Annotated in this window: 15 protein-coding genes and 5 tRNA genes; 9 read left to right on the top strand and 11 right to left on the bottom strand. The window is 67.1% G+C overall.

The genetic code is table 11. The features are described 5' to 3' along the window. Positions 1 to 64: 64 nt before the first annotated feature. Positions 65 to 1,420, top strand: a complete 1,356-nt coding sequence (locus OXC99_05640) for a Rieske 2Fe-2S domain-containing protein (protein MCY4624462.1) — start codon at positions 65 to 67, stop codon at positions 1,418 to 1,420. A 95-nt stretch (positions 1,421 to 1,515) separates the two neighbouring features. Next, complete coding sequence (locus OXC99_05635; protein ID MCY4624461.1) at positions 1,516 to 1,722, top strand: hypothetical protein; 207 nt, start codon at positions 1,516 to 1,518, stop codon at positions 1,720 to 1,722. Positions 1,723 to 1,813: 91 nt separating this feature from the next. On the opposite strand, the gene OXC99_05630 is transcribed toward OXC99_05635, so the two are convergent. Both OXC99_05630 and OXC99_05625 read right to left on the bottom strand, forming a co-directional pair. Continuing rightward, entirely contained in the window at positions 1,814 to 3,157 is a 1,344-nt protein-coding gene (locus OXC99_05630) for an MFS transporter (GenBank protein ID MCY4624460.1), read from the bottom strand. Between the two features lie 48 nt (positions 3,158 to 3,205). Then, positions 3,206 to 4,174, bottom strand: a complete 969-nt coding sequence (locus OXC99_05625; GenBank protein ID MCY4624459.1) for an EamA family transporter — start codon at positions 4,172 to 4,174, stop codon at positions 3,206 to 3,208. A gap of 233 nt (positions 4,175 to 4,407) precedes the next feature. On the opposite strand from OXC99_05625, the gene OXC99_05620 reads away from it, so the two are divergent. The 4 genes from OXC99_05620 (at position 4,408) to OXC99_05605 (ending at position 7,369) form a co-directional block, all read left to right on the top strand. Next, complete coding sequence (locus tag OXC99_05620; protein MCY4624458.1) at positions 4,408 to 5,409, top strand: aryl-sulfate sulfotransferase; 1,002 nt, start codon at positions 4,408 to 4,410, stop codon at positions 5,407 to 5,409. Between the two features lie 105 nt (positions 5,410 to 5,514). After that, on the top strand, positions 5,515 to 6,816 hold the full coding sequence (locus OXC99_05615; GenBank protein ID MCY4624457.1) for an MFS transporter: 1,302 nt from the start codon (positions 5,515 to 5,517) through the stop codon (positions 6,814 to 6,816). A 75-nt stretch (positions 6,817 to 6,891) separates the two neighbouring features. Continuing rightward, entirely contained in the window at positions 6,892 to 7,080 is a 189-nt protein-coding gene (locus OXC99_05610) for a hypothetical protein (GenBank protein MCY4624456.1), read from the top strand. Positions 7,081 to 7,150: 70 nt separating this feature from the next. Then, positions 7,151 to 7,369 carry a hypothetical protein gene (locus tag OXC99_05605; protein MCY4624455.1) on the top strand — a complete coding sequence of 73 codons (219 nt, stop codon included), beginning with the start codon at positions 7,151 to 7,153 and terminating at the stop codon, positions 7,367 to 7,369. Between the two features lie 137 nt (positions 7,370 to 7,506). Here OXC99_05605 and OXC99_05600 read toward each other — a convergent pair. The 3 genes from OXC99_05600 to OXC99_05590 all read right to left on the bottom strand — a co-directional run bounded on the left by OXC99_05600 (position 7,507) and on the right by OXC99_05590 (position 7,830). Next, a tRNA-Leu gene (locus tag OXC99_05600) sits at positions 7,507 to 7,592 on the bottom strand. A gap of 68 nt (positions 7,593 to 7,660) precedes the next feature. Then, positions 7,661 to 7,736, bottom strand: a tRNA-Cys gene (locus tag OXC99_05595). Positions 7,737 to 7,745: 9 nt separating this feature from the next. Continuing rightward, positions 7,746 to 7,830, bottom strand: a tRNA-Leu gene (locus tag OXC99_05590). 122 nt (positions 7,831 to 7,952) lie between these two features. On the opposite strand from OXC99_05590, the gene OXC99_05585 reads away from it, so the two are divergent. Continuing rightward, the gene (locus OXC99_05585) at positions 7,953 to 8,597 is read left to right on the top strand and encodes a methyltransferase domain-containing protein (GenBank protein MCY4624454.1); all 645 of its coding nucleotides are present in this window, start codon (positions 7,953 to 7,955) and stop codon (positions 8,595 to 8,597) included. A gap of 12 nt (positions 8,598 to 8,609) precedes the next feature. Here OXC99_05585 and OXC99_05580 read toward each other — a convergent pair whose 3' ends face one another. The 6 genes from OXC99_05580 to OXC99_05555 form a co-directional block, all read right to left on the bottom strand. Beyond that, positions 8,610 to 10,019, bottom strand: coding sequence for a hypothetical protein (locus OXC99_05580; protein MCY4624453.1), 1,410 nt, complete (start codon positions 10,017 to 10,019; stop codon positions 8,610 to 8,612). A gap of 13 nt (positions 10,020 to 10,032) precedes the next feature. Then, complete coding sequence (locus OXC99_05575) at positions 10,033 to 10,266, bottom strand: hypothetical protein (protein ID MCY4624452.1); 234 nt, start codon at positions 10,264 to 10,266, stop codon at positions 10,033 to 10,035. A gap of 237 nt (positions 10,267 to 10,503) precedes the next feature. Beyond that, positions 10,504 to 10,580 (bottom strand) — tRNA-Trp (locus tag OXC99_05570). A 10-nt stretch (positions 10,581 to 10,590) separates the two neighbouring features. Next, positions 10,591 to 10,666 (bottom strand) — tRNA-Arg (locus OXC99_05565). A gap of 205 nt (positions 10,667 to 10,871) precedes the next feature. Then, positions 10,872 to 11,366, bottom strand: a complete 495-nt coding sequence (locus tag OXC99_05560; GenBank protein ID MCY4624451.1) for an aromatic-ring-hydroxylating dioxygenase subunit beta — start codon at positions 11,364 to 11,366, stop codon at positions 10,872 to 10,874. Positions 11,367 to 11,369: 3 nt separating this feature from the next. After that, positions 11,370 to 12,674, bottom strand: a complete 1,305-nt coding sequence (locus OXC99_05555; protein ID MCY4624450.1) for an aromatic ring-hydroxylating dioxygenase subunit alpha — start codon at positions 12,672 to 12,674, stop codon at positions 11,370 to 11,372. 435 nt (positions 12,675 to 13,109) lie between these two features. Here OXC99_05555 and OXC99_05550 point away from each other — a divergent pair, with 435 nt between their 5' ends. Then, positions 13,110 to 14,882, top strand: a complete 1,773-nt coding sequence (locus OXC99_05550; protein ID MCY4624449.1) for a hypothetical protein — start codon at positions 13,110 to 13,112, stop codon at positions 14,880 to 14,882. Positions 14,883 to 15,012: 130 nt separating this feature from the next. Further along, positions 15,013 to 24,737: SDR family NAD(P)-dependent oxidoreductase (locus OXC99_05545; GenBank protein MCY4624448.1), on the top strand; the 9,725-nt coding region annotated here is incomplete at its 3' end.

Raw genomic sequence — 24,737 nt, 5'->3', positions numbered from 1 at the left:
GTGATTAGTATCCGTAAGACTGCCCGCAGTGTGTGTTGAGCACAAATATAGGAGGATGTAGGCCATGCTGACGAGGGAAGACAACGAGCTGCTTACCAATATCGACCGCGGCACGCCTATGGGCGAGGTGTTCCGCCGCTTCTGGATTCCCGCCCTGTTGGCCGAGGAGCTTGCGGGACCGGACTGCGACCCCGTAGAGATGACGCTCCTGGGCGAGAGCTTGGTGGCATTCCGCGACACGGACGGCCGGCCCGGCCTGATGGACAAGTACTGTCCGCACCGCGGCGCATCGCTGTTCTTCGGCCGGAACGAAGAGTGCGGCATCCGCTGCGTGTACCACGGATGGAAGTTCGACGTCGACGGGAACTGCGTCGACATGCCGAACGCGCCGGAGGGAGACACGTTCAAGGACAAGATCAAGATTCGCGCATACCCGTGCGTGGAGGCCGGCCGCCTGATCTGGACCTACATGGGCCCGGCAGAGAGCCAGCCGCCCTTCCCGGAATTCGAGTGGACGAAGATGCCGCTGGACCACGTCTACGTGCGGAAGTTCATCATGGAGTGCAACTACCTGCAGGCGATGGAAGGCGACTACGACCCCGGCCACGGGCCCTTCCTGCACACGGTGCTGGACGGCGGGCCGCAGGTGCCGCAATACAACGTGATCCCCAACCAGAACCGGATGCGGCCGACCCCTGAGAACGAGCCGTTCCCCAACGCTGTGGGGCCCCGGCGCCAGACCGAGAATGACAAGGACAACTGGGGCCACGTCGAAAACTCCGACTCCGGCCTCCTCTTCGTCCGGTCCGGCGAGCGGCCAGACGGCACCAAGTTCGCCAGTGTGTCCCCCTGGATGGCGCCCATCTTCCCGACGGCCGGCACGACAGCGGGCCCGAACACCTACTCGAGCAACATCCGGATTCCCATCGACAACAAGAGCCTCATGTTCTACCGGGTCCGGTGGGCATACGAGCCCATCCCCAACGCCGAGCTTGAGCACTACAAGAACGACGGCTGGTACTTCCCGGAGCTCATTCCCGGCACGTTCAAGCCGGTGAAGAACATGGGCAACCACTACCAGATCGACCGCAACATGCAGCGGTACTTCAACTACTCCGGCCTGAGCTGCTTCCCGCTCCAGGACATCTCCATGATGGAGGACCAGTGGGGGGCCGTCGCCGACCGCACGCAGGAGCACCTGACGAGCTCTGACTTCATGATCATCGCGGTCCGGAGGCGCTTGCTGAAGATGGCGCGGAACATGATGGAAGGGGAAGAGCCCCAAGAGCCATGGCGGCCTGCGGCCTACTCCTACCACCGCGCGGCGGCAATGTCGACGGAGGGAACGGTCGAGGAACTGGTGGAGCAGGTCAAGGCTGAATGCACGTCGCAGTACATTACCGACAAGGTAACCGTATAGTCGCGGCGGTATAGGCCAAGGCAACCAGCCAGGGCGAAACAGCGATTTCGACGCCCAGCCCGCATGGGCTGGGCGTCTTAACGGGAGAAGGGACTATGGCAGAAGAAGAACAGATTGCAGTACTCGAAGGGCCACACGGCAAGGCAGAGATCATTGAGATCTGGGACGGCGGCCGTCTCGTAGGATTTGAGGTCCGCTCTGGGGACAAGGCTGTGAAGTGCTCCAACATCGGTGAGGCGTACATCGAGGCCGGCGAGCAGGCGGGACTGGAAGTACAGGGGCAGGGGCGCAAGTACGCCTAGGCGCGCCGCGCCAGCGGTGTCAACACGAGAGCAGGGGCGCTCGCACTGACGTGCGGGCGCCTTGCCTTTTATAGGACTCCCCCGGAGCTCCCTACCCCTCGTGGAGCGCGGTGTCAGTCGCGTCCTGCCGTGTCGACGGGGCGCGTCTCGGCGGGCGCAAGAACACCATCAGCACGCCCGAAGCCGCGGCGGACACCGCGAAGCTTGTGAAGGCGATTGTGTAGTTCCCCGTAATGTCGAAGACGAAGCCCGCAAAGATTGGCCCCAGCACCAGCCCGAACATCTGGAAGAAATCCATGGTGCCGGAGATGGTGCCGAAGGCCCGCCGGCCGAAGTAGGCGCCGCGGGTGGCGTTCATGGTGACGGCGCCGCCGCCCCAGCCGATGGCGTAGACGACGATGTACAGCACCAGGAGCGTCCAGCCGTCCGTGACGTTGCTCAGGATGAGGGCGCCAATGCCCACCATCACCATGCTGACGGCCATGATGTAGCGAGGCGGGAAGCGGTCGGCCAGCCACCCGAAGCCCAGGCGTCCCACAACGCTGGTCAAGGTGGTCGCGGCGAGGATGGTCGAGGCGACCTCGAGGCTGCGGCCGGTGTCGACCATGAAGGGCACGACGTGCAGGGAGATGGCCCCAACGGCGAACTGGCGCAGACCGAACGCAACCGCCAGAAACCAAAACACCGGCAGCCGCAGCGCGCTCCGCAGGGTGTAGTCGCCCTCCATGTGGTCCACCGGGGCCCGGACGGCGCTGGACGCATCGGTCGAGCCCGACGCGGCGGGAGCCGGCTGCCGCTCGCTGGGGCGCTCGCCGTCGGGGAGGAGGCCGTGGTCCTCGGGGCGGGTGCGCATGATCAGCGCGAGGGGGATCGCCAGCACCCAGATGGCGATGCCGGCCGCCACGGCGGTTGTGCGCCAACCGTAGTTGACTATGAGCAACCCCAAGATTGGGATGAAAAGCCCTCCCAGGCCGCTGCCCGTCAGGGAGATGCCAATCGCGAGGCCGCGCTTCTTGACGAACCAGTTGGCCGGAGCCACCAGCGCCGGCACTCGAATGCCGACGGACATGCCCACGGAGATGACGCCCAGAAAGACGATGTAGAACATGAGGAGGGAGGTCACCTGGCTCATGAGCAGGAATCCCACGCCCATGGTAATGGCCCCAATGGTGATCATGCGCCTCGGGCCGTAGCGGTCGACCAGGTAGCCGCCGAGAGGCCCAAGCATGCCGCCCTCGAGCTGCGAGAGGGCGATGGCGCCGCTGAGGGCTGCCCGGTTGGTGGCGAACTCCTCCTGCAGGGAGAGGAAGAAGACACCGAACCCCTGCCAGTAGAAGCCGCTGCCGATGACCAGCACGCTCATCGACGCCAGAACGATCCACCAGCCGTAGAAGATGCCTGACGGACGGGCGGGCTCTTGCTGCTGTTTGCTCATGTAACTCCACGAAGAAGATATTGCCGATGGGCACCGGTTACCGAAGGGTTAGGTGACGCCGATGGCCAGGAGCACGGCGCCCAGGCCTGACAGCGCGATGCCGATGAGGACACGGAGGCTGAAGCTCTCCAGGTTCCGGTTGAAGACGAAGCTGAGAGTGGGGACGAAGACGACGCCGAGGCGCGTCAGAGGGGTCACCAGCGACACGGGGGCGATGGCCAGCGCTGCAAACCGGAAGAGCTGCGCCAGGAAGACGGCAACGGCGCTGGCGGAGAACATCGGCACTACCTTCAGGTCGAAGCCGCGCATGTTCTTCAGCTGGCCGGGAATGGCCAGCGTCGCGATGAGGAGGCCCGCCGCGGCGATGTAGGCAATCAAGCCGCCGGCGATGCCCAGCCCCGTGTCCTCAAGCGCGTAGCGAATCATGATGGGGCTGGTGCCGTAGGCGGCGGCGGAGAGGAGCCCAAAAGTGTACCCCTCGACGTAGCGGGGATTGGTGGCGGCGTTGGGCCTGGGCGTGCCGGCGGTTGGCGTTGCCGCCGCGGCGGGCTGTTCGGCGGTCTGGGCGGCGACCGGCTCCGGCTGCCGCTGGCGTCGGCGCTCGACCATGATCATGGGGCCGACCACGAGGAGGACGATGCCAACACCCATCAAGGGGGTGACCTCCTCGCTCAGCACGATCACTGCGACGACGACGGAGTAGATGGTATTCGTGGCCTGCAGAGGCTGGGAGCGGTTCGAGCCGATGGCGTCGATGCAGCGGTAGTTGCAGTACCGGCCGATGAGGAAGTGCAGAACGCCGGCGCCGGCCAGCAGCAACATGGCCTCCGGCGAGAGGTCGAAGGTGTCGAAGATCTGGCCAGTGGCAAGGGCAGCGATGGCGAAGAGAGGGACGCCGAGAATTACAGTTATGTAGAGTCCAAACGATGCGGAACTGCCAATCACCCCTCGCCGCGCGGTGATGGTGCTGAAGGCGAAGGAGAGGGCCGAGAGCACGGCAAACAGGGCGCCCAGCATGGTAGTTCCTACGCCAAAGACTTTTGCTACTTTTCCCCTCACTCGGCGCACTTGAGGGGTTGGATGGACGGGACTATTATAGCGGCACATTCCGACGCTTGCTGAGACTGGGCACGCTGCAAGCACCCGGGCGGGATCCGAAGGGGGAAGACATGGGTTGGTCCGAACATCACCCTAGGGGACTCCTATACCATGACGCCTCCCAGGCGTTCCAGGGGTATACGCTCATTGCCATGTCCGGGGGGCACACGGCGTACCTATTGGACATGGAAGGGCGGGTGTGCCATCGCTGGTTCAGGGAACAGGGGCTGGCGTACGGCTTTCTGCTGCCGAACGGGAATATGCTGTGCCGCAGCCGCGGGGCCGGCGGCACCGGGGTGGCGGGCGAGCCGGTGTCGGGCATCATGGAGCTGGACTGGGACAGCAACGTCGTGTGGGAGTACTGGGACGCGCGAGCGCACCACGACTTCGAGCGGCTGCCGAACGGCCACACCCTCGTGGTGCGGTCGGACCCGATGCCGGAGGAAGTGTCGCGGCGCGTGCGCGGCGGGCGGGGCGACATCGACGCGCCAATGGCGGGCGAGATGGTGCGCGAGGTTGATGTGGAGGGCTCGACGGTACGCGACTACAGCATGTGGCAGGCCCTCGACCCCGAAACGGACGTCATGTGCCCATTCGAGTCCCGGGCCAACTGGCTGCACCAGAACGCGCTGACCATGACGCCTGACGGCGACCTCCTCGTCAGTTTCCGACAGATTGACACGGTGGGCATCGTGGACAAGGACACGGGGCAATTCACGTGGAAGTGGGGGCCGGGGCAGATCTCGCACCAACACCACCCGACGTTCTTGGACAACGGCAACGTCCTGCTATTCGACAACGGGCCGCACCGTGGCGGCCCCAGCTTCTCGCGCGTAATCGAGATTGACCCGAAGACGGACGCAATTGCGTGGGATTATGTCGGCGATCCCCCGATCTCGTTCTACAGCTTCCACATCAGCGGGTGCGAGCGGCAGCCCAACGGCAACACGCTGATTACGGAGGGGGCGCCGGGACGCATCTTCGAGGTTACAAGCGACAAGGAGATCGTGTGGGAGTTTGTGAACCCTCACGAGATCCCGGAGGGGGCGCAGTTCGGTTCGGGCGCGATGAACTCCGTGTTCCGGGCGCACAGGTACACTGCGGACCACCCGGCGCTGGCAGGAAGGGACCTGACGCCGGAGGCGGGCGGGTAGGCAGGTTCCCTGCTTCAGGGCAAGGCCTGGTTTCTCAGCGAAAGAAGTTCCCGCTTCAGCGGGAGCGACAACCTTACATTCGGGAATAGGTTAGCAGGAGGCGGGATGGCGCAGACCAAGGGCAGGACGCGCACACCCTACATCGTCAAGAAGAATACGGCTCTGCTTGCCTCATCGCAGGCGTTCAGCGGAGCCGGCGGGCAGATGGTGCCGACGCTGGCGCCCGTGCTCGTGGTGCAGATGATCAACAACGCGTCGCTGGCGGGTATCGGCACGAGCATCACGGGACTGAGCCGGCTCATCATCGCCTATCCCATCGGGCGACTGACGGATGCGTTCGGACGGCGAGCGGGCGTGGTGCTGGGGCTGCTGCTGACGGGAATAGGGGCGGGCATCACAGGCACCTCGGCAATTCTGTCGAATTTCCCAATCCTGCTCTTCGGGCTGCTGGTGATGGGGCTCGGAACGGGGGCCGTACAGCAGCTTCGGGTGGCGGCTGCGGACATGTACCCGCCAAGCCGCCGCGCAGAGGGGCTGGGGCTCGTGCTCACGGGCTCGCTGGTGGGGGCCGTGTTTGGGCCCATCCTCATTCGCACTGCGGAATGGGCTGCGCCGGGGTTCGACCTGGAACCGATCGCGCTTGCCTGGTTCTTCGTGCCCGTGGCGGTCATCGGCAGCTTGACGCTCATCCTGCAGGTGCGGCCGGACCCCAAGGAGATCGCCAGCAACCTCTCGGACTACTACCCGGACTATGTCCCGCCGCCCGCGATTCAGGGAACTCCGCCCAAGGTGAGCATCGTCACGTTCATGAAGGAGTACCCCAAGCTCACGGCATTCGTGTCCATGTTCAGCGTACAGGGCAACATGAATATGATGATGGCGATGACCTCCCTCGCCCTCAACGAGCATGGGTTTCCGCTGTCAAGCATCTCGCTCTCGGTGGCCATTCACGTCATCGGCATGTTCGGGTTCTCCATTCCCATCGGGCGGCTTGCAGACCGCATTGGCCGCCGCAACATGATGCTGATAGGGGTCTTTGTGGCGGCAGCCGGGACATGGTTCATCGTGGCGACACCCTACTACTGGATCATCACGATGGGCACGTTCCTGGTGGGGCTGGGCTGGTCGGGCGTGAACATCTCGGCGACGGCGCTGTACGCGGACACGACTGCGCCGGCAGCCCGCGGCCGCGTCATCGGCGCGAACGACACGTTCACGGCGACGGCGGCCATCGGCATGCCGCTGGTGGGCGGCGTTGTAATCGAGACGATGGGGTTGCACTTCCTGGGGTTCTTCGGGATGGCGCTGATGGTGCCTGCCCTTTACTTCCTGCTGCGGCTGCGGGAGCGCTACCCGGGCACGTATGAGGGACCGGGCGACAGGGCGAGGGCAGCGGCAGAGGGCTAGCATTACGGGCAGCCCTTGCCGTCGATGGTGGCGTTGTGTACATTTTTGCCATCACGTCCAACTTGGAGGGACTTCATGCCTGCGTTTGAACCAGGTCAGCGCGTGCGCGTCAAAGAAGCCATTGGTGAGTTGCCGGACAGTTGGACGGGCCGAGAGGCCGTCGTGGTGGAGCCGGCGCCGCGGGACCTGGGCCTGCTGGTGCGCTTCGACGACGAGCCCAACCGTACATACGCCGTCGCGGAGGACTGCCTGGAGGCGGCATAGCTTACGGAGCCAATACCGCGTCCGGCATCATCGGCGGCGGACGCGCATTCATGCGATTCAGGAGGTTGTCATGGCCCTGTTTGCGGAAGGACAACGCATAAAGATCAACCGGGAGGCCAAGGACCCGCCGGCCCCCGGTGTGCTCTACGACCGGACGGGCTATGTCTTCAAGGTGATCGACTTCTTCGAGGGCGTCAAGAAGCCGGGGGACCCAATGGAGTACATGGTCTGGCTCGACGGAGACTCTCAGCCGAAGTCTGCGCCAGAAGGCTGGCTTACGGCGATCTAGGCGGCGGAAGCGCCAGTCAAAGGCGTGTTGACGGCCCCATCCATTTGCCCTGAAGGAAACACAGGGTCACAAGGGTGGGGCTGTTGCTGTGTGTGGGGTGCAGGGTGTTGGAGCGAAACCCCGTGCGAGAGCGTCGGTGGTGCCGAGGGAGGGTGTCGAACCCACACGCCCTTTCGGGCAGCGGATTTTAAGTCCGCCGCGTCTACCGTTCCGCCACCTCGGCGCTATGGATACAGTTTGCAGCCATTGCAGCGTCGGCGCAATCGGGAGCAGCAGTGCGGAGAGGAGATGTGGAGGCGACGGGCGGAATCGAACCGCCGAATAAGGGTTTTGCAGACCCTCGCCTTAACCACTTGGCTACGTCGCCTCGTGATGGTGGTGCCCAGGGCGGGACTCGAACCCACACGGGTTGCCCCACGGCCCCCTCAAGACCGCGTGTCTACCAGTTCCACCACCTGGGCCAAACGACAAACAGGCCAAACCATGAGGGTGTCAGCTATGCAATCTTCCCACTCCCGGGCCATTTCTGTCAACGTGCGACGGCTTGGCGCACCAGCCCGTGTACGGTAGCATAGGCCCCGCCATGAGCACCGGACCGGACAGCCCGTTTCGCCCAGAGTACTTCCGACGCGAGGACGAGTCGCCGGACGTCCTCTTCTACCGGGATCCGAGGCTCGTCGTGCACATCGACGACCGGGCCATCGAGGCGGTGGGGGAGTATTTCGGCACGAGCCTGCCGTCGGAAGGCATCATCCTCGACCTGATGAGCAGCTGGCGGTCGCACCTGCCGGCGGACTTCGCGCGGGAGCGGCTCATCGGCCTGGGCCTGAACGGCGTGGAGCTGGCCGAGAACCCGCAGCTCGACGACCGGGTGCTCGCCGACATCAACACGGTGCGAGGGCTGCCGTTCCGGGACAACTCGCTGCACGCGGCGGTCATCACCGTCTCGATTCAGTACATCACGCACCCGGTGGAGATCTTTCGGGAGGTGCACCGCGTGCTGGAGGACCGGGGAAGCTTCCACATCATCTATTCCAACCGCATGTTCCCGACCAAGGCAACGGCAATCTGGCGCTCGCTGGACGACTACGAGCACGCACAGCTCATCACCGCGTACTTCGCGGTGGCTGGGGGTTGGGAGCAGCCTCGCGTTCTGGACATCAGCCCGCAGCCGAAAGGCGCCTCCGACCCGCTCTACGTGGTCTCAGCACGGAAGGTAGCGGAGTGAGGAGAGGTTTCCCTAGCGCCAGGACCAGAAGGCGACGGTCCCTTCCGCGATGGCTCTTGGCTCCGCAAAGCCGTCGGCGTCCAGCACGATGACCTGGTCCCGGGGACGGACGGCGCCGTCGGGCTCCGGTATTCGCCCGGCGAAGACGAGATGTGAGCCATCCGGGGACCAGACGCCGTGGGAGTGGGAATACTGGTCGAAGTAGCTGAGCCAGATGAACATCTCCTGGGTGGGCAGGAAACGCACCAGCTCCCGGGGCTCCGACCCGTCAAGACTGACAACTTTCCATGCCAGCCACTCCTCGCTCGGGTCGAGCGCGGCGTAGGCCAGACGAGAGCCGTCCGGCGACCACACAAAGGACAAGGTCCGGTCGGTCACCGCGAGGAGCTCATCGCCGGACCCTGTGTCCAGAACGCTGAACCCGTCATACAGGGCGAGTCCCGGCAGCAGGTCGTTCGAGACGGCGATGTGGCGTTCGGTAGGCGACCAGAGGAATGCCCGCAGTCCCTCTGCCTCGGTCAGGGCGCTCGCACCGACGCCGTCGGACGTCGCCGTGTGCAACGCGAGGCCGCCGGAGGAGGTGGCGCCGACGTAGGCCATGCGCTCGCCGTCGTGGGAGAGGCCGGGAGCGCGAAAAGCGAGGCCGCCGACCGACAACACGGAAGTGTCCAACGCATCCGATCCCTCGGCAGTGAGCAGTCGGTCCCGCACATGCAGGAGGGCGCCGTCGCCGGAGGGGGACCAGATGAAGTAGAGCGGCGCGCCGGAGACGACCTCCTCCGCACCGCCTTCGCCGTCCGCGCTGGCCGTGTACAGCGTCAGCCCGGACGCCCCGGACGCGAGGAAGCCGATGCGCTCGCCGCCGGGGCTCCAGTAGGGGTAGTGCGGGGCACGCTGCGCGACGTAGCCGACGTTAAGGGGGTTGTTGGCAAACACGACGGTGTCCTGGCCAGACGCCAAATCAATCACTCGGAGGTCGACGCCGTCCAGCGTCGAGCCTTCGACTATGACGCGGGAAACGGCCAGCCGCGCGCCGTCGGGCGACCACGCGGGCCATGCGTAGTAGGAGGAGGGACGGGCTTGGGCGAGGCCAGCAACCGCAAGACTCGCGACGGGGCCGGAGCCGAGGCGCGTGACCTGTTCGCGAAGCGTGCCGTCACCCTTCACCGTGTAGACGTTGCCGTCTTCGCCGACGTAGGCGATGAGGTCGACAGCCGGTTGAGGGGTTGGCGTGGGGACCGCTGCGACATCGGAGGTCGAGTCACCGCACACGGTCAGCAGGGCAACCGCCAGGAAGGCGATCAGGACGGCAAACGACAGACGGCATCGATTGGGCCTGGCTGAACCATCGCCGGGCGTTCGGGAGAGCGACCTACGCCCAGCGCCGCGCGAGGCGGCGGAGAGAGCGCCTATGCAAAACACGGCAGAGCCGAGCCTACCGCATCTTGCGGCCCTTGTTGAGGGTGATGACGCCGTCCTTTTCTATGATGCCGTCATAGAGAATGGTGTCACCCGTCACGTCTGCGTAGCCGCGGCCGTCATCGGCCGAGACACCGGTGGGGGCAAATACGCGGAAGTTCCTTATCTTCCTGCCCGCCAGCTTGCCGCCCTGGGAAACCGACAGCAGGTGTTCCGAGTCCGGGTATGGAATACCACACTGCGTTGCCAACTCGATTCGCATCTCCCGACTCACTGCTTTCCCGCTGGACCCTCCGTCAAAAGGCCACATATGGGCCCCCTTTCCGCGCTCGCCGGCGCGCGCTCATCATACGCCACATTGCCGCTTATGTATATTCGGGCACGCATGGCAACCGTTGCGCCTGAATCTCAAGCTTGCGGACACGGCGGCCCGACGGACGGGCAAAGCAAGAGGGCCAGCGATGCCGGCCCTCTTAACGAGTGTCGTTGGCAGGAGCGCGAGGATTCGAACCCCGGACCGGCGGTTTTGGAGACCGCTGCTCTACCAGGCTGAGCTACGCTCCTGCGATGGCAATGGCGCCCCTGGAGGGACTCGAACCCCCGACGCCCTCCTTAGGACGGAGGCGCTCTATCCTCTGAGCTACAGGGGCCTGGTGGAGATAGGGGGAGTCAGAAGCAAATACGATTATAGCAGCAAATGGTTGAATTTCCCACGCTCATTCCCACAACAGCCGAGAATGGAGTTCACCCTTCCACTGTCCAGCCAGTACATGGCTGCGACCCGTCTCTTCTAAACGTGGACGGCGCCCAAAAGGACCATGGCGACCGGCCCCATAATGCGGGCCTTGTGTTTCCCTAGAAGATGATGCTTACCGCCCCGTGGTGCGTTAGCGACTCATGGTCCAGCACCGCACGCCGGTAGCTGATCTTGAACCCGCCGTCGACGCGCTTCAGCCTGTACTCGAAGTGGCCCACGAAGGGGGCGTCCTCACCGTCGCGGAACCGGTACACGAGGGCGTTGGCAGTCACCGCCAGATCGTTGTCTTCGGTCTCTTTGACCCGGACATTGCTGATGAAGCGACGGGTGCGCGACGAGGGACTCTCCCGGTGGGCGTGGCGACTCTTCAAGCGCCTGACCCTGGCCCGGAGGCGCACAATGTCGTCGTTGATGAAGGCCACGTTCCGATAGGGGTCTCCTTCGGGCAGGTCAGTGGTAGGGACCACGTATCTGGCATCCTCAGTAAAGAGGGCGGCCCACTCATCAAGGCGCCATTCGTCCAACAGCGCCGCTTCCTCGTAGAGGAAATCCTCAACCTCTTCTCTAAGAGAGCGGGGTTGGCTTATCTGCATGTCTCAATCACCCGCCTTTTGCGGGACCCGGTCTGCCGTCTCGACCTTATCCCGTCCCGTCAGATGACCGTGCCATTGCCGCCAGAAAGTCCGCATTTGCAACTCATCGGAAGTCGAGTCCTGGCGGTGCATGCCCCGAGAGACATCCGACCATTCCGGTCCACCGGCCTGAATGCCGGCCTGGCACGATTCAGCCGCTTCTATGTCATCTGGAATGGCGAAACCTCCTGGACCCGCGAGAGTGAGGAAGTTGTCCAGCCGGCGAGCCAGCAAGTTCGAACTATGCTCACTGGGGACGAGGCTCCAGCCAGTTACTTCCGACCTGTCTGGCGCAGTAGGCCAGTGGACTTTGATGGTGGTATATATAAAGTCATAGATGAACAAGTTTGGGTAGATCAAAATGAACCGGTTATAGTCGGCTATTCGATAGGCCCGCTCCTCTCCGAACCGCTCAACCAGCCGCTCCCGGATGCGTGTGACCTCTTCCTTTGTGTCTTCACCCAAGAGGGGGTGCCAGTGGGCAACGGTTCGGCCAGCCGAGCCACCACTAATCGCGACTGCATGGCCGTTCCCCAAAGACAAGACCCCTCCGGGCTCCCAATCTTCCAGCAAACTTGCTCCCGGCACCTCTCTGGCCAGATTGAAAACGTACTCAAAGTAGGATCTGTGCAACGGCAGAAGGTGATAGCCGTCGATGCCGTTCTCAGTCATCAGTTTCCAATTTGACTGTACGGAGTACTGGTGAGAACCACTACTTACTCTCATGCCGTCTTCTGACTGATCGGCTATGATATCAATGTATTCCTTGGCGCCGGCGAGGAAGGTCTCAAGGTCTTCAACGTGTCGGTTGAAGCTGACAAAGTAGAAGCCACGGTAGCTGTCGACACGGGGTGGAGAAACCAACCCCATCGTGGTCCAGTCGAACTGATCGCTATAGCCCTCCCTGTCAGGAAAACCGGCCAATTCTCCATTGATGCCAAAGGTCCAGGCATGGTAGAAGCACTGAAATACTTTGGCGTTGCCCTCATCCCGGCGGCATAGCACGGCGCCGCGGTGCGGGCAGCTGTTCAGGAACACCCTTACCCGGCCGTCTTCACCCCTGACAAAAAACAGCGGACGCCCCGCCACGTTCCGCCGGCGGTAGTCACCCGGCTTTTCCACCTCCGACTCGTGTCCCAAGTACAGCCAGCACCGATCGAATATGCGCTCCTTCTCCAACTCAAGGACGCCAGGCGAGGTCAAGGAAGAGCGATGGTAGCGAAATATGCCCCTGTCGGCATCATCAATGATCAAGTCTTTCGTCTCCACCTGGCGCCTCCTTAGAGTTCCCCGCTCTGGCACTTCGATCGCAGCGCTGGACAGCTCCAACAAGCGTCATTCAACCCGCCTTTACAGCTGGAGGAGCGGCCTGTTTGGCCCAATCTTATCATTGCTCCACTTCTCCCGCCCACCAACCGGCATTGTTCCAAGGACAGGATGAGGGCAGCGAGGAAGGGGCGCTGACAGGTGTGCGGCTTCAGTTGGATGCCCCGTGCAACGCCTCGAGCGCGCCTCGAACGAACTGCGTCTCGTGCAGCCGGCGGTTTGGTTGGAGGGAAAGGAGTGCATTATAATCGCACGGTGTCTCGTGCCGCTGCCCACGTATATGTCCAAGTCGTACCCCAGGCATGCGGCGTCGGGGCGAACTCTGCGCAAAGGGAGTAGGCGGCCGGTTTCCATTGAGCATCCAGCCGCCGTCCGTGCATGACCACCGAAGCAACCTCCTCCTTCCCGAGATACGAGGTCGACGAACAGCCGCCGTCCCTGGTGGCGCTGGGGCTGGGCGTGCAGTCGGCGCTGCTGGCGACGGCCCCGATAGCGCTGATCCCGATCCTGCTGGCGCAGGCGGCCGACAGTTCCGACGAGTTCTCCGCGTGGGCGGTGTTCGCCATGCTCGTCGTCAACGGAGCGGCGACCATCGTGCAGGCGTTCCGGGTGGGGCCGATGGGCGCGGGGCTGTTCGTCGTGCCGTACCCCTCGCCCACGACCATTCCTTTCTGCATCCTTGCGTTGCAGGAGGGCGGGACGGGGACGCTTGCGGCGCTGCTGCTGGTGTCAGGGGTGTTCCAGATCGCAGTGTCGCTGCGGATGTCGCTGCTGCGGCGCGTCATCACGCCGGCGGTCAGCGGGGCCATCCTGATCCTGCTCTTGATCACGTTGGTGCCGGTGCTGTTCCGCAACCTGAACAGCGTGCCGGAGGGGGCGCATGAGGCGGCGGGGCCGGTGTGCATCCTGGTGACCTTCGCGGTCATTCTTGGGCTGCTTGTTCGTGGATCGGCAGGGTGGCGGGTGTGGGCCTCGATCATCGGCATCGTTGCGGGCTCAATCACGGCCGTTTTCTTCGGCATCTACGACTTCGAGCCCGCCAGGGAAGCGGCCATCGCCGGGTTCCCGCTGGGGGGCTGGCCGGGCCTGGGACTGCGCTTTGACGCGACATTCTGGGCGCTGCTCCCGGTGTTCCTGTTCCTCTCGACAGTCATCGTGCTGCAGGGCAACTCCATCGCTCTGTCCACGCAGCGGGTCTCATGGCGGACGCCGCGGGCGATGGACTTCCGGCGGGTGCAGGGCGCGGCGGGGATGACGGGGGTGGCGAACGTCGCGTCGGGAATAGCCGGGATCATGCCCATCACCACAAGCCCGCGGGGCGTCACATTCGTACAGCAGACGGGGTGCGCCTCCCGGCAGGTGGCCGTCGCGACGGGCGCGCTCATTGTGGCCGCAGCGTTCTTCCCGAAGCTGTGGAGCCTGCTGCTGGGGATCCCCGACACTGTGATTGCCGTGTACATGATCCTGCTGATGGGGCCGCTCATGGTCGAGGGGATGAGGCTGGTCATCCAAGACGCGCCCGACTACCGGACGAGCCTGGTGATCGGGACGGCGCTGGTGGTGGGAATGGGGCTGCAGACGGGGCTGTTGCCGCTGCCGATTGATGACCTATGGGAGGCGGTACTGCAGAAGGCGCTGACCGGCGGCGGGCTCGTGCTGGTCCTGCTGACGATCTTCGCCGAGTTCAGGCGGCAGCGCCGGAGCCGACTCCAGGTTGACATGCGCATGGACGAGCTCCCCAGGGTCAACGACTTCCTGCAGGCATTCGCTTCTCGCCACGGCTGGAGCCCGGAGATGGCGGCGCGGCTGCAGGCGGTCACGGAGGAGACGATGCTCGTCCTGCAGGAGGGGCACGAGGGCGACGACGGAGGGAGGCCGCGGCGGCTGGTGGTGGACATCGGCAGCGTGGGTCCCGTGGCGGAACTGGAGTTCATCTGCGTGTCCGGCGGCGCGGAGAACATCGAGGACCGGGTCTCGCTGCTCTCCCAGCCGCTACCGGGGGAGACGGAGCTGGGGTCGCTCGATATTGAGACTGCCTTTGAGCGCGACGCCTCGCTGAGGCTCATGCGGCACTACGCGGCGTCGGTGAGCCACCGGCAGTACTTCGAAACGGAGATCATCTCACTGAGGGTGGCGCCGCCAAAGCCTTAGACCACCTCACCTCTTTGTCCCGCAACTGACACCAGAGACATGCTATTTGTGTGTCTTACGTTGGTATACTGGCATTTAAAGGCGTCCTGGGTGGGGTGTGGATTTGGCGAACGAGCATCGAGCTTCTTCTTTGGGAACAGGCAAGACGCCGAAGTTCAAGGCGAACGATCCGATCGCCGTCGTCGGCATGGCGTGCAAGTTTCCGGGGGCGCCGGACCTGGCGTCGTTCTGGCGGCTGCTGGAGACGGGCGGCAACGCGATCACGGAGGGCGTGCCGGGCTCGGGCGTCGGGCGCATCGGCGAGTTCTACCCGGAGTCGGCGAGGGACAACCCCGCGTGCAGGTTTGCGGCGCTGGTCGATGACATCGACCTGTTCGACGCCGAGTTCTTCCGTATTCCCCCCGTGGAAGCGCAACTGCTGGACCCGCAGCAGCGCATGGTGCTTGAGACGTGCTGGCAGGCGCTGGAGGACGCGCTGGTGGACCCGGACCGGCTGAAGGGCAGCCGCACTGGCGTGTACGTGGGCATCAGCAACAACGACTACCGCACCATCAGCCTGGAGGCGAACCAGCCGACCGAGCCGGCCGCGAGCCTGTACACCGTCGCCGGGACGTCGTTCAACACAGCTGCGGGCCGCGTAGCGTACGCGCTCGGGCTCGAGGGGCCGGCGATGGCGGTGGACACCGCGTGCTCGTCGTCGCTGTTTGCGCTGCACCAGGCGATCTCCTCGCTGCAGCGGAATGAGGCGGACCTCATGGTGGTCGGCGGGGTGCAGGCGATCTTCCTCGGGCGGCTGACGCAGCTCCGGGCAAACGCGCGGATGCTGTCGCCTGACGGGCAGTGCAAGGCGTTCGACGCGTCAGCCAACGGCTTCGTGCGCGGCGAGGGCTGCGGCATGGTGGTGCTGAAGCGGCTGAGCGACGCCATCGCGGACGGGGACCGGATCTGGGGCGTCGTCCGGGGCTCGGCGGTGAACCAGGACGGGGCGAGCGCGGGGCTCACGGTGCCCAACGCGACAGCGCAGTCGAATGTCATCGTGGACGCGCTGCTGCAGGCGGGCATCGAGCCGCACGAGGTCGACTACCTGGAGGCGCACGGCACGGGCACGGAGGTGGGCGACCCCATCGAGCTGAACGCGGCGGCGGAGATCTACGGGCAGGGCCGGGACGCCGAGCACCCGCTGCTCGTCGGATCGGTCAAGACGAACGTGGGGCACCTGGAGCCGGCGGCGGGCGTGGCGGGGCTGATGAAGGTGCTGCTATCGATGCACCGGGGCATGATCCCCAAGCACCTGCACTTCAACAACCCGAACCCGCGCGTGGACTGGGCCAACCTGCCGGTGCGGATCACCTCGGAGGTGACGGCGTGGCCGGAGGTGGGCCACAGGCCGCACCGGGCGGGCATCAGCTCCTACGGCTGGTCGGGCACCAACGTGCACGTGGTGGTGGAGTCCTCGCCGAACGCGGTTCCCGGGCCGGTCGACACCGGCGGCATGCCGCAGCCGGCGGGGCCGGCACTGTCCGTCGCGGGCGACGCGGGCGCGAATCGCCCGGCGCGGCTGCTGCCGCTGGCCGGGAAGAACGACGGGGCGCTGCGCGACCTCGCGCGGTCGTACTTGGCGTGGCTGGACAGGCAGAGCGGCGAGGCTTTCGCGAACGGCGCCGCCGGGGACGCCGAGCTGTCCGACATGGCGTGGACGGCGGGCGTCGCGCGCAGCCACTTCGATGTGCGGAAGGGAATCGTTTTCCGGGATGCGCAGGCGCTGCGCGAGGGGCTGCGGGGTGTCGCGGACGCCGAGGACGATGCGGCGGCGCAGCAGGCGTCGAAGGTGGCCTTCGCGTATACGGGGCAGGGGAATCAATGGCCCGGCATGGGCGAGGGGCTGTACGAGAGCGAGCCCGTGTTCCGGGCTGTGCTTGACCGGTGCGACGATCTCATCCGGGCGGAGCGGGGGGGGTCGCTGCTGGACGTGATGTTCGGCCGCGAGAGCGCCGGTGGGAATGACCTCGACGAGCCTCGGTGGACGCAGCCGGCCATCTACGCGCTGGAGTGCGGGCTGACGGCGCTGTGGAAGGGCGCCGGCATCGAGCCGAGCGTGGTCGTTGGGCACAGCCTGGGGGAGATCGCGGCGGCGCAGGCGGCGGGCGTGTTCTCGCTGGAGGACGGGCTACGCTTCGCCTCGGCGCGCGGGCGGCTGCTGGGCGCACTGCCCCGAGCGGGGGCGATGGCGGCGGTGTTCGCGGCGGCAGGGCAGGTGGAGACGGCGGTCGCCGACTGGAACGCGGCCCGCCCCGGCGCGGACGTGTGCATCGGCGTCGACAACGGCACGCACCAGGTGGTGAGCGGCCCGGCGGAGGAGATCAACGCCTTCGTCGACAAGCTGGAAGCGGAGAATGTGAACGTCCGGCGGCTGCGGTCGAGCCCGGCGTACCACAGCCCGCTGGTGGAGCCCGCCCTCGACGACCTGGAGGCGGTCTTTGCAGACATCGTGGTCTCGCCGGCCGCCGTCACGCTGCTCAGCAACCTGACGGGCGCGCCGGTGGGCGACGACGAACGGCTGGACGGCGCGTACTGGCGGCGGCACGCCCGGTCGCCGGTGGCGTTTCGGAGCAGCGTCGAGACGCTGGGGGAGTTGGGCGTGGACGCGGTCATCGAGTTGGGGCCGCACTCGGTGCTGGGGCCGCTGGTCTCGCTGAACTGGCCGCAGCGGCCGGGGGTCGTGGCGGCTCCGACCGTGCTGCATAGCGTGCTGCGGCCGTCGTTCGACGGCTCGGAGCCGGAGCGGGCCGACGCCTACGTCCGGGCCGTCGCGGGGGCGTACGAGGCGGGGCTGCCGGTCGACCTCGCGGGGCTGTTCGCGGGGGAGGAGCGGCGGAAGATCTCGGTGCCGGGGTACCCGTTCCAGCGACGCCGGTACTGGGTCACGGCCACGCAGCGGCGGAGGCAGGGGGACGCGCACCCGCTGCTCGGCGTGAAGCACGAATCGCCGCGCGGCGAGGTGATGTACGAGACGGAGATGTTCCCCTCGGACCCGCAGTGGCTGCAGGACCACCGCGTCTACGGACGCGTGGTCATGCCGGGCGCGGTGTACGGCGCAATGGCCGCGAGCGTCCCGCTGGCTGCGGGGGGCGGCGCGTCGACGGTCGAGGAACTGCAGCTCCACAACCCGCTGGTCTACCCGGAGTACGACTCCAACGGCGACGACCCGGAGCCGGGCCGCCGGGTGCAGATGGTCATCGACGGCGGCAAGGGGTCGCAGCCGCGGCGCTTCGAGGTCTACAGCAAGGGCAAGCCGGACGAGGAGTGGACGCTGCACGCCGAGGGACAGATCTCGCCGGCCGGGGGTCAGTCGAGGCCCAACGAACGGGTGCAGCTCGAGGCGCTGACGTCGGATCTGGAACCGCAGGACGTGGCCGCCTACTACCGCGCCAAGGCGGGCACGGGCATCGACTTCGGGCCAGCGTTCCGCACCGTGGAGAGCCTGTTTTGCGAGGGAAGAGAAGCGGTCGGCGAGATCGCGCTGCAGGGCTCGGCAGAGGGTTTGGCTGGCGGCATCCATCCGCTGCTGCTTGACGGCTGCTTCCAGGTGCTCTCGGCAACACGGACGCTGTCCGGCATCGGAGGCGACGCAACGTACTTGCCCTTCGCGTGGGAGCGGCTGTGGCTCAACGGGCCGCTGCCGGAACGGCTGGTCTGCCATGCGCAGCTACGCGAGAGCGCACAGGGAGAGGACGGCACTCACGTACCGGAAACGCTGACAGGCGACCTTTGGCTGTACTCGACCGAGGGGCTCGTGCTGGGCGGGCTGACGGGCTTCACGCTGAAGCGCGCGACCCGGACGGCGCTGCTATCGGCGTCCGAGGGGCTGCAGGATCTTCTCTACGAGGTGGTGTGGCGGGAGCGGCCGCTGGAGGGACGCCGTATCGCGGCCGACGGGCTGACAAGTCCCGCGGCCATCGCCGCCACCACCGCAACGTTTGCCGAGTACCTCTCCCGAGAGGGCGTGGAGGTCGACGAGCGTCTCGCGCTGCTGACCGACCTTGAGCGCCTGTCGCGCTCGTACGCGCTGGCGGCGCTGCACCGGCTGGGGTGGAACCGTGAGGCGGGCGCGGCCGTCGTCCCGGATGCCCTTCGCGAAGAGCTGCAGGTCATCCCCGCGCATTCCCGGCTTCTCGAGCGCATGCTCCGGCTCCTGTCGGACGCCGGAGTGCTGGCGAAGCCGGACGGCGGGCGTTACACCGTCGTCGTGCAGGACGGCGGCGCGCTGCCAGACGACGCCCTCGCCGACCCGGAGGCATTCGCCGACAGGCTGGCCGAGCTGCACCCCCACGGCGTCAGCGAGCTGGGGCTGCTCCGGCGGAGCGGCAGCGCGCTGGCCGAGGTGCTGCGCGGCGAGGCAGACCCGCTGTCCATCCTCTTCGCCAGCGAGGGCCCGGGGGCGACGGAGTTCTACTTCACCGCGCCGGCTTCGCGCGCCTCCAACCGGCTCCTGGGCGATGCCGTTGCCGCGGCCGTAGCCAACTGGCCCGAGGGCCGGCGGATGCGCATCCTGGAGGTGGGCGCGGGCACGGGCTCCGGGACGTCGTCGGTGCTGCCGGAGCTCCCGGCGGGCAACTTCGACTACATGTTCACGGACATCTCCGCCGGCTTCTTCGCCGAGGCCGAGGGCCGCTTCATGGACTCGGGCCACGCCATCGAATACCGGCCGCTCGACATCGAACGGGACCCGGCGGTGCAGGGCTTCCGCCCGCACTCCTACGACATGGTCATCGCCGTCAACGTCCTGCACGCCACCCGTAGCCTGACCGAGACGCTGGGGCACTGCATGGACCTGCTGTCGCCGTCGGGGCAGCTCATCGCCCTGGAGAACCTGAAGGGGCGCGGCTGGCAGGACATGACGTTTGGGCAGCTCGACGGCTGGTGGCGGTTCTACGACGACTACCGGCCCGACCACGCGCTGGCGACGCCGGAGGTATGGCGGCGGGCGCTGGCCGACACCGGCTACGTCGACTCGGCCGTCCTCGGCGGCGAGCACTGGGGCGAGGAGGGTCCCATAGGGTCCGGGGTAATCATGGCGCAGGGACCGTCAGAGGTTACGTGGCCTGCGGGTGCATGGCTCATCGCCGGCGACGCCGCGACCGGCGAACTGGCCGAGGGGCTGGCGGCGTTGAACCAGACAGTCATCACGGCGGACGCCGGGGACAGGGCGGCGTGGCGGGATGCGCTGGCGTCGGCTGTGCCGCTGCGGGGCGTCGTGCACGGCTACGCCCTCGCCGGGCACGGCCGCAACGCGACGACGGCCGAGGTGGCGGAGGACGCAAGGCGCGCTGGGGCGAGCGCCCTCGCGCTGGTGCAGGCGATGCAAGACGCCGACGTCACACCGGCGCTCGGCGTCTCGCTTCTGACGCGGGGCGCGCAGGTGCTGGAGCGCGGCTACATGCGCCAGAGCGCCGGGGAGCTTGCCGGAGCGACACTGTGGGGCTTCGGCAAGGCGCTGGCGCGGGAGGTGGGCCACCTACAGCCGCGAATGATTGACCTTGACCCCGATACGCCCATGCCCATTGACACGCTGGTCGACGCGCTCATGTTCCCGGACGGCGAGACGCACGTGGCCTACCGCTCCGGGGACCGCTTCGCCGCGAGGCTGGTGCGGCGGCGTGACGGGCGGCCGCGCATAGCGCTGCCCGACGACCGCAACTGGCGGATCGTGCCCACGCCCGGCGAGGGCCTGGAGGGGCTGCACGCGGAACCGGCCCCGCCGCGCGCGCTGGCGGACGGCGAGGTCCGCGTGTCGGTGGAGGCGGCGGGGCTGGACTTCTCCGATGTCCTCATCAGCGTCGGCGCGGTGGAGATGGACCCCCAGCTGGGTGACGAGTTCTGCGGCCGCATCACGGAAATCGGACCCGGCGTCAACGGGTTCAGCGTCGGCGAGCGGGTCCTGGGACTCGGCATCGGCATGTTCCAGCCGGAGATCGTGACGCGCGCCGAGATGGTCGCTCCCGCGCCCGAGGGGCTGCAAGCGGCGGCGCTTGCCACCTTCCCCACGTCGTTCGTGTCGGCGGAGCTAGGGTTCCAGATGTCAGGGCTGCACGCCGGCGACCGCGTGCTCATCCACACGGCGTCCGGCGGCGTCGGGCTGGCGGCCATCCAGCTCGTGCAGGCCGCGGGGGCCGAGGTCTTCGCAACGGCCAGCGCGGCCAAGCAGCCGTACCTGCGGGCGCTCGGTATCGAGCACGTCTTCGACAGCAGGTCGACGGACTTCGCGGAGCAGACGCTGGCGGCGACGGGCGGTGAAGGCGTGACCGTGGTGCTGAACAGCCTGACGGGGCCGGGCTTCATTGAGGCGAGCGTGGCCTGCCTTGCCCAGAACGGCCGGTTCGTCGAGATGGGCCGCCGTGACATCTGGACAGCGGAGCAGATGGCGGAGATCCGCCCCGACGTCTCCTACTCGGTCCTAGAGGTAGACCAGCTCAAGCGCCGGGACCCGGCCGCAGCGGGGGCATCGCTGCGGCGTGTCATCGCGCGCGTGGCGGCGGGCGATCTGCAGCCGCTGGCGTACACCCGCTGGCCCATGGCGGAGATCAGCGGCGCAATGGAATTCATGCGCTCCGCCCGGCACATCGGCAAGAACGTCATCGTCATGCCGCCGCTCGTAGACGGGCGGCTGCGAGGCGACCGCACCTACCTGGTCACGGGTGGACTCGGCGGCATCGGCATTGAGGTCGCGGGCTGGCTGGCGGAGCGCGGCGCGGGCGTCATCGTGCTCAACGGCCGCCGGCCGCCGGACCCCGAGGCGGAGGAGGCGATCGAGGCGCTGCGGCGGCAGGGCGCCGACGTGCGCGTCGAGCTAGCGGACGTGACCGACCCCGCGGCCGTCGACGCGATGTTGGCGCGCATCGACGCGGACATGCCGCCGCTGGCGGGGATCATCCACAGCGTGGGCGTGCTCTCGGACGGGTCGCTGGGCAACCAGACGTGGGAGCGGTTCGAGATGGTGCTGGGGCCCAAGGTGCTGGGGGCATGGCGGCTGCACGAGGCCACGCTGGACCGCGACCTGGACCTGTTTGTGCTCTTCTCCAGCATCACGGGCGTCGTGGGCAACTCGGGGCAGGGCAACCACGCGGCGGCCAACGCCTTCCTCGACCAGCTTGCGGGCTACCGCCGGGCGCTGGGCCTGCCTGGCCAGTCCATCGCGTGGGGCGCGTGGGCGGGACTGGGCGAGGCGGAGGAGCAGCGTGAGCGGATCGAGCGGCAGCTTGCAGCCTCCGGGACCGGCTGGATCAGCCCGCAGCAGGGCCTCAGAGCGTTCGACGAGCTGGTGCGGCAGGACACGACCGCCGGCATGATGGCGGCCGTCGACTGGCCGGTCCTGGCCGAGAACTTCGAGGAGCGGCCCCTGTTCCTGGAGGAGCTTCTGGTCGACGAGGCGGGCGGCGACGGGAGCGCGGCCGCCGAGGCCGACCTGCTCTCGCAGCTGCGGGAGCGCTCACCGGGCGAGTGGGAGGAGACGCTGGTCGCCTTCCTCCAACGGGAGCTGCAGGCGGTGCTTCGCACACCCTCGCCCCCCGCGCCCAACGTCGGGTTCTTCGACCTTGGCATGGACTCGCTGATGTCGGTGGAGCTGCGGAACCGCATGAACCGAGCGCTTACCGGGCAATACGTGGTCTCCAACACGGCGGTGTTCGACTACCCCAACGTGGCCGCGCTAGCCGCCTTCCTCGCCCGGGAGCTGGGACAGGCGCTTGAGAGCACGGGCCAGGCGGCCCCGGCGCCTCGGCGCGTCAGGGAAGTCAAGACGGGAGAGGGCGCCATCGCCATCGTCGGCATGGCCTGCCGCTTCCCCGGCGCGCCCGACCTGGCCTCATTCTGGACGCTCCTGGAGTCGGGGACCGACGCCGTGACCGACGGGCGGACGGACTCCGGGCCGTGGAAGGGACTGACGGGCGACCCCGACGCTGAGGACCCGCTTTATCGCAGGGGCGGCTTCGTCGAGGGCATAGACAAGTTCGACAACTCCTTCTTCCGCATCTCGCCCATTGAGGCGCGGATGATGGACCCGCAGCAGCGCATGCTGCTGGAGACGACATGGCAGGCGCTGGAGGACGCGGGAATCGACCCCGAGGGTCTCAGGGGCAGCCGCACGGGCGTCTACGTGGGCGTCGGCGGCAGTGAGTACCGCGACGTGATCAGCGCCACCGGGCAGGACCAGCAGTACTTCGGGACGACCGGGAGCGTGACGGCGGGGCGGGTCTCCTTCGTCCTGGGGCTGGAGGGCCCGGCGATGCCGGTGGACACGGCCTGCGCTTCATCGCTCGTGGCCGTGCACCAGGCCGCGGCGGCGTTGCAGCGCGGCGAGGTCGACATGGCCCTCGCGGGCGGCACCAACTCGACCTTTTCGCTGCCCATCGTCCGGTTCCACCGAGACCTCGGCATGCTTTCAGCGAGCGGGCAGTGCAGCTCCTTCGACGCCAACGCCGACGGCTTCGTGCGCAGCGAGGGCTGCGCCGTGCTCGTCCTTAAGCGGCTCGGCCAGGCGGAGGCGGACGGCGACCGCATCTGGGGGCTGGTCCTGGGCTCGGCGGTGAACCAGAATGGCGCCAGCGCGGGCCTGCCGGTGCCGAACGGCCCGGCGCAGGAGCGCGTCATGGAGGATGCCCTCGCGCGCGCCAGGGTCGAGCCCGCCGACGTTGACTACCTTGAGGCCCACGGCACCGGCACCGATCTTGGCGACTCAATCGAGCTGAACGCCCTGTCGTCCGTGTACGGACGGGGCCGGGACGCCGAGCGGCCGCTGCTGGTCGGCTCGGTGAAGACGAACATCGGCCACGCGGAGTGGGCAGCGGGAATGGCCAGCATCATGAAGGCGGTGCTGGCCATGCGGAGCGGCCTGATTCCGGCGCACCTCCATTTTCGGGAGCCAAACCCCAACTTCCAGTGGGACCGGATGCTCCTGCGCATCACCTCAGAGCAGACGACGTGGCCGTCGCTTTCGGGAAAGCGGGCGCTGTCGGCGGTGAACTCCTACGGGCTGTCGGGCACGAACGCCCACGTGGTGCTGGAGGGCTACGGACCCTCGGCCGACGGTTCGCCGTCAGGGGAGCCGCAGCGGGCGGATGTCGGGTTGCGGGCGCCCTTCGCCGACGTGCTGCTGCCGGAGGACCCGACCTCCGAGCGCGGGGCTCGCGTGCTTCCCCTCTCGGGCAAGACGCCGCAGGCGCTGCGAGCAGTGGCAGCGGGGTACCTGGAGTGGCTTGACGAGCATGCCGTTGACCCGTCGGCGAGTGCGGCGTTGGGGCTGCTCGCCGACATGGCGTGGACGGCGGGCACGGGACGCAGCCACTTTGGTTACCGGGCCGGGCTGGCGTTCCGCAATGGGTCGGAGTTGCGGGCCGGGCTGCAATCGCTGGCGGATTCCGATGGGGCCTCCGACAACGACCTTCTGCCTTCCGTGACCAAGGTTGCCTTCGTGTACCTGGGCACAGCGGGCCGGTGGTTGAGCACGGCCGGAGAGATGTACCGGACGGAGCCGGTTGTGCGAGGGGTGCTCGAACACTGCGACCGTGCGCTACAGGATGTCCGTGGTACGTCGCTGCTCGACACCCTGCTCGGCGGGAATGAAGCCGCGCTGGCGGGCGACCCGGCGTTGGAGCGGGCCGCCGCGTACGCCGTGCAGGCGGCGATGACGGCCCTGTGGCAGAGCGTCGGCATCCGGCCGAGCGCCGTGCTGGGACGGGGCATCGGCGAGCTTGCGGCGGCGCTGGCTGCGGAGGCCCTCAGCCTGGAAGACGGGCTGCGGCTCCCGGTGGCCCCCAGCCGCCCCGCCGCCGCCCCGCCGCCCACTCCCCGCCACCACGC

Source organism: Chloroflexota bacterium (assembly GCA_026713825.1).
GTDB lineage: Bacteria > Chloroflexota > Dehalococcoidia > Lucifugimonadales > UBA1127 > UBA1127.
Note: the sequence above shows the minus strand (reverse complement) of the source record. Positions and strands in the feature narration are given on the sequence as shown.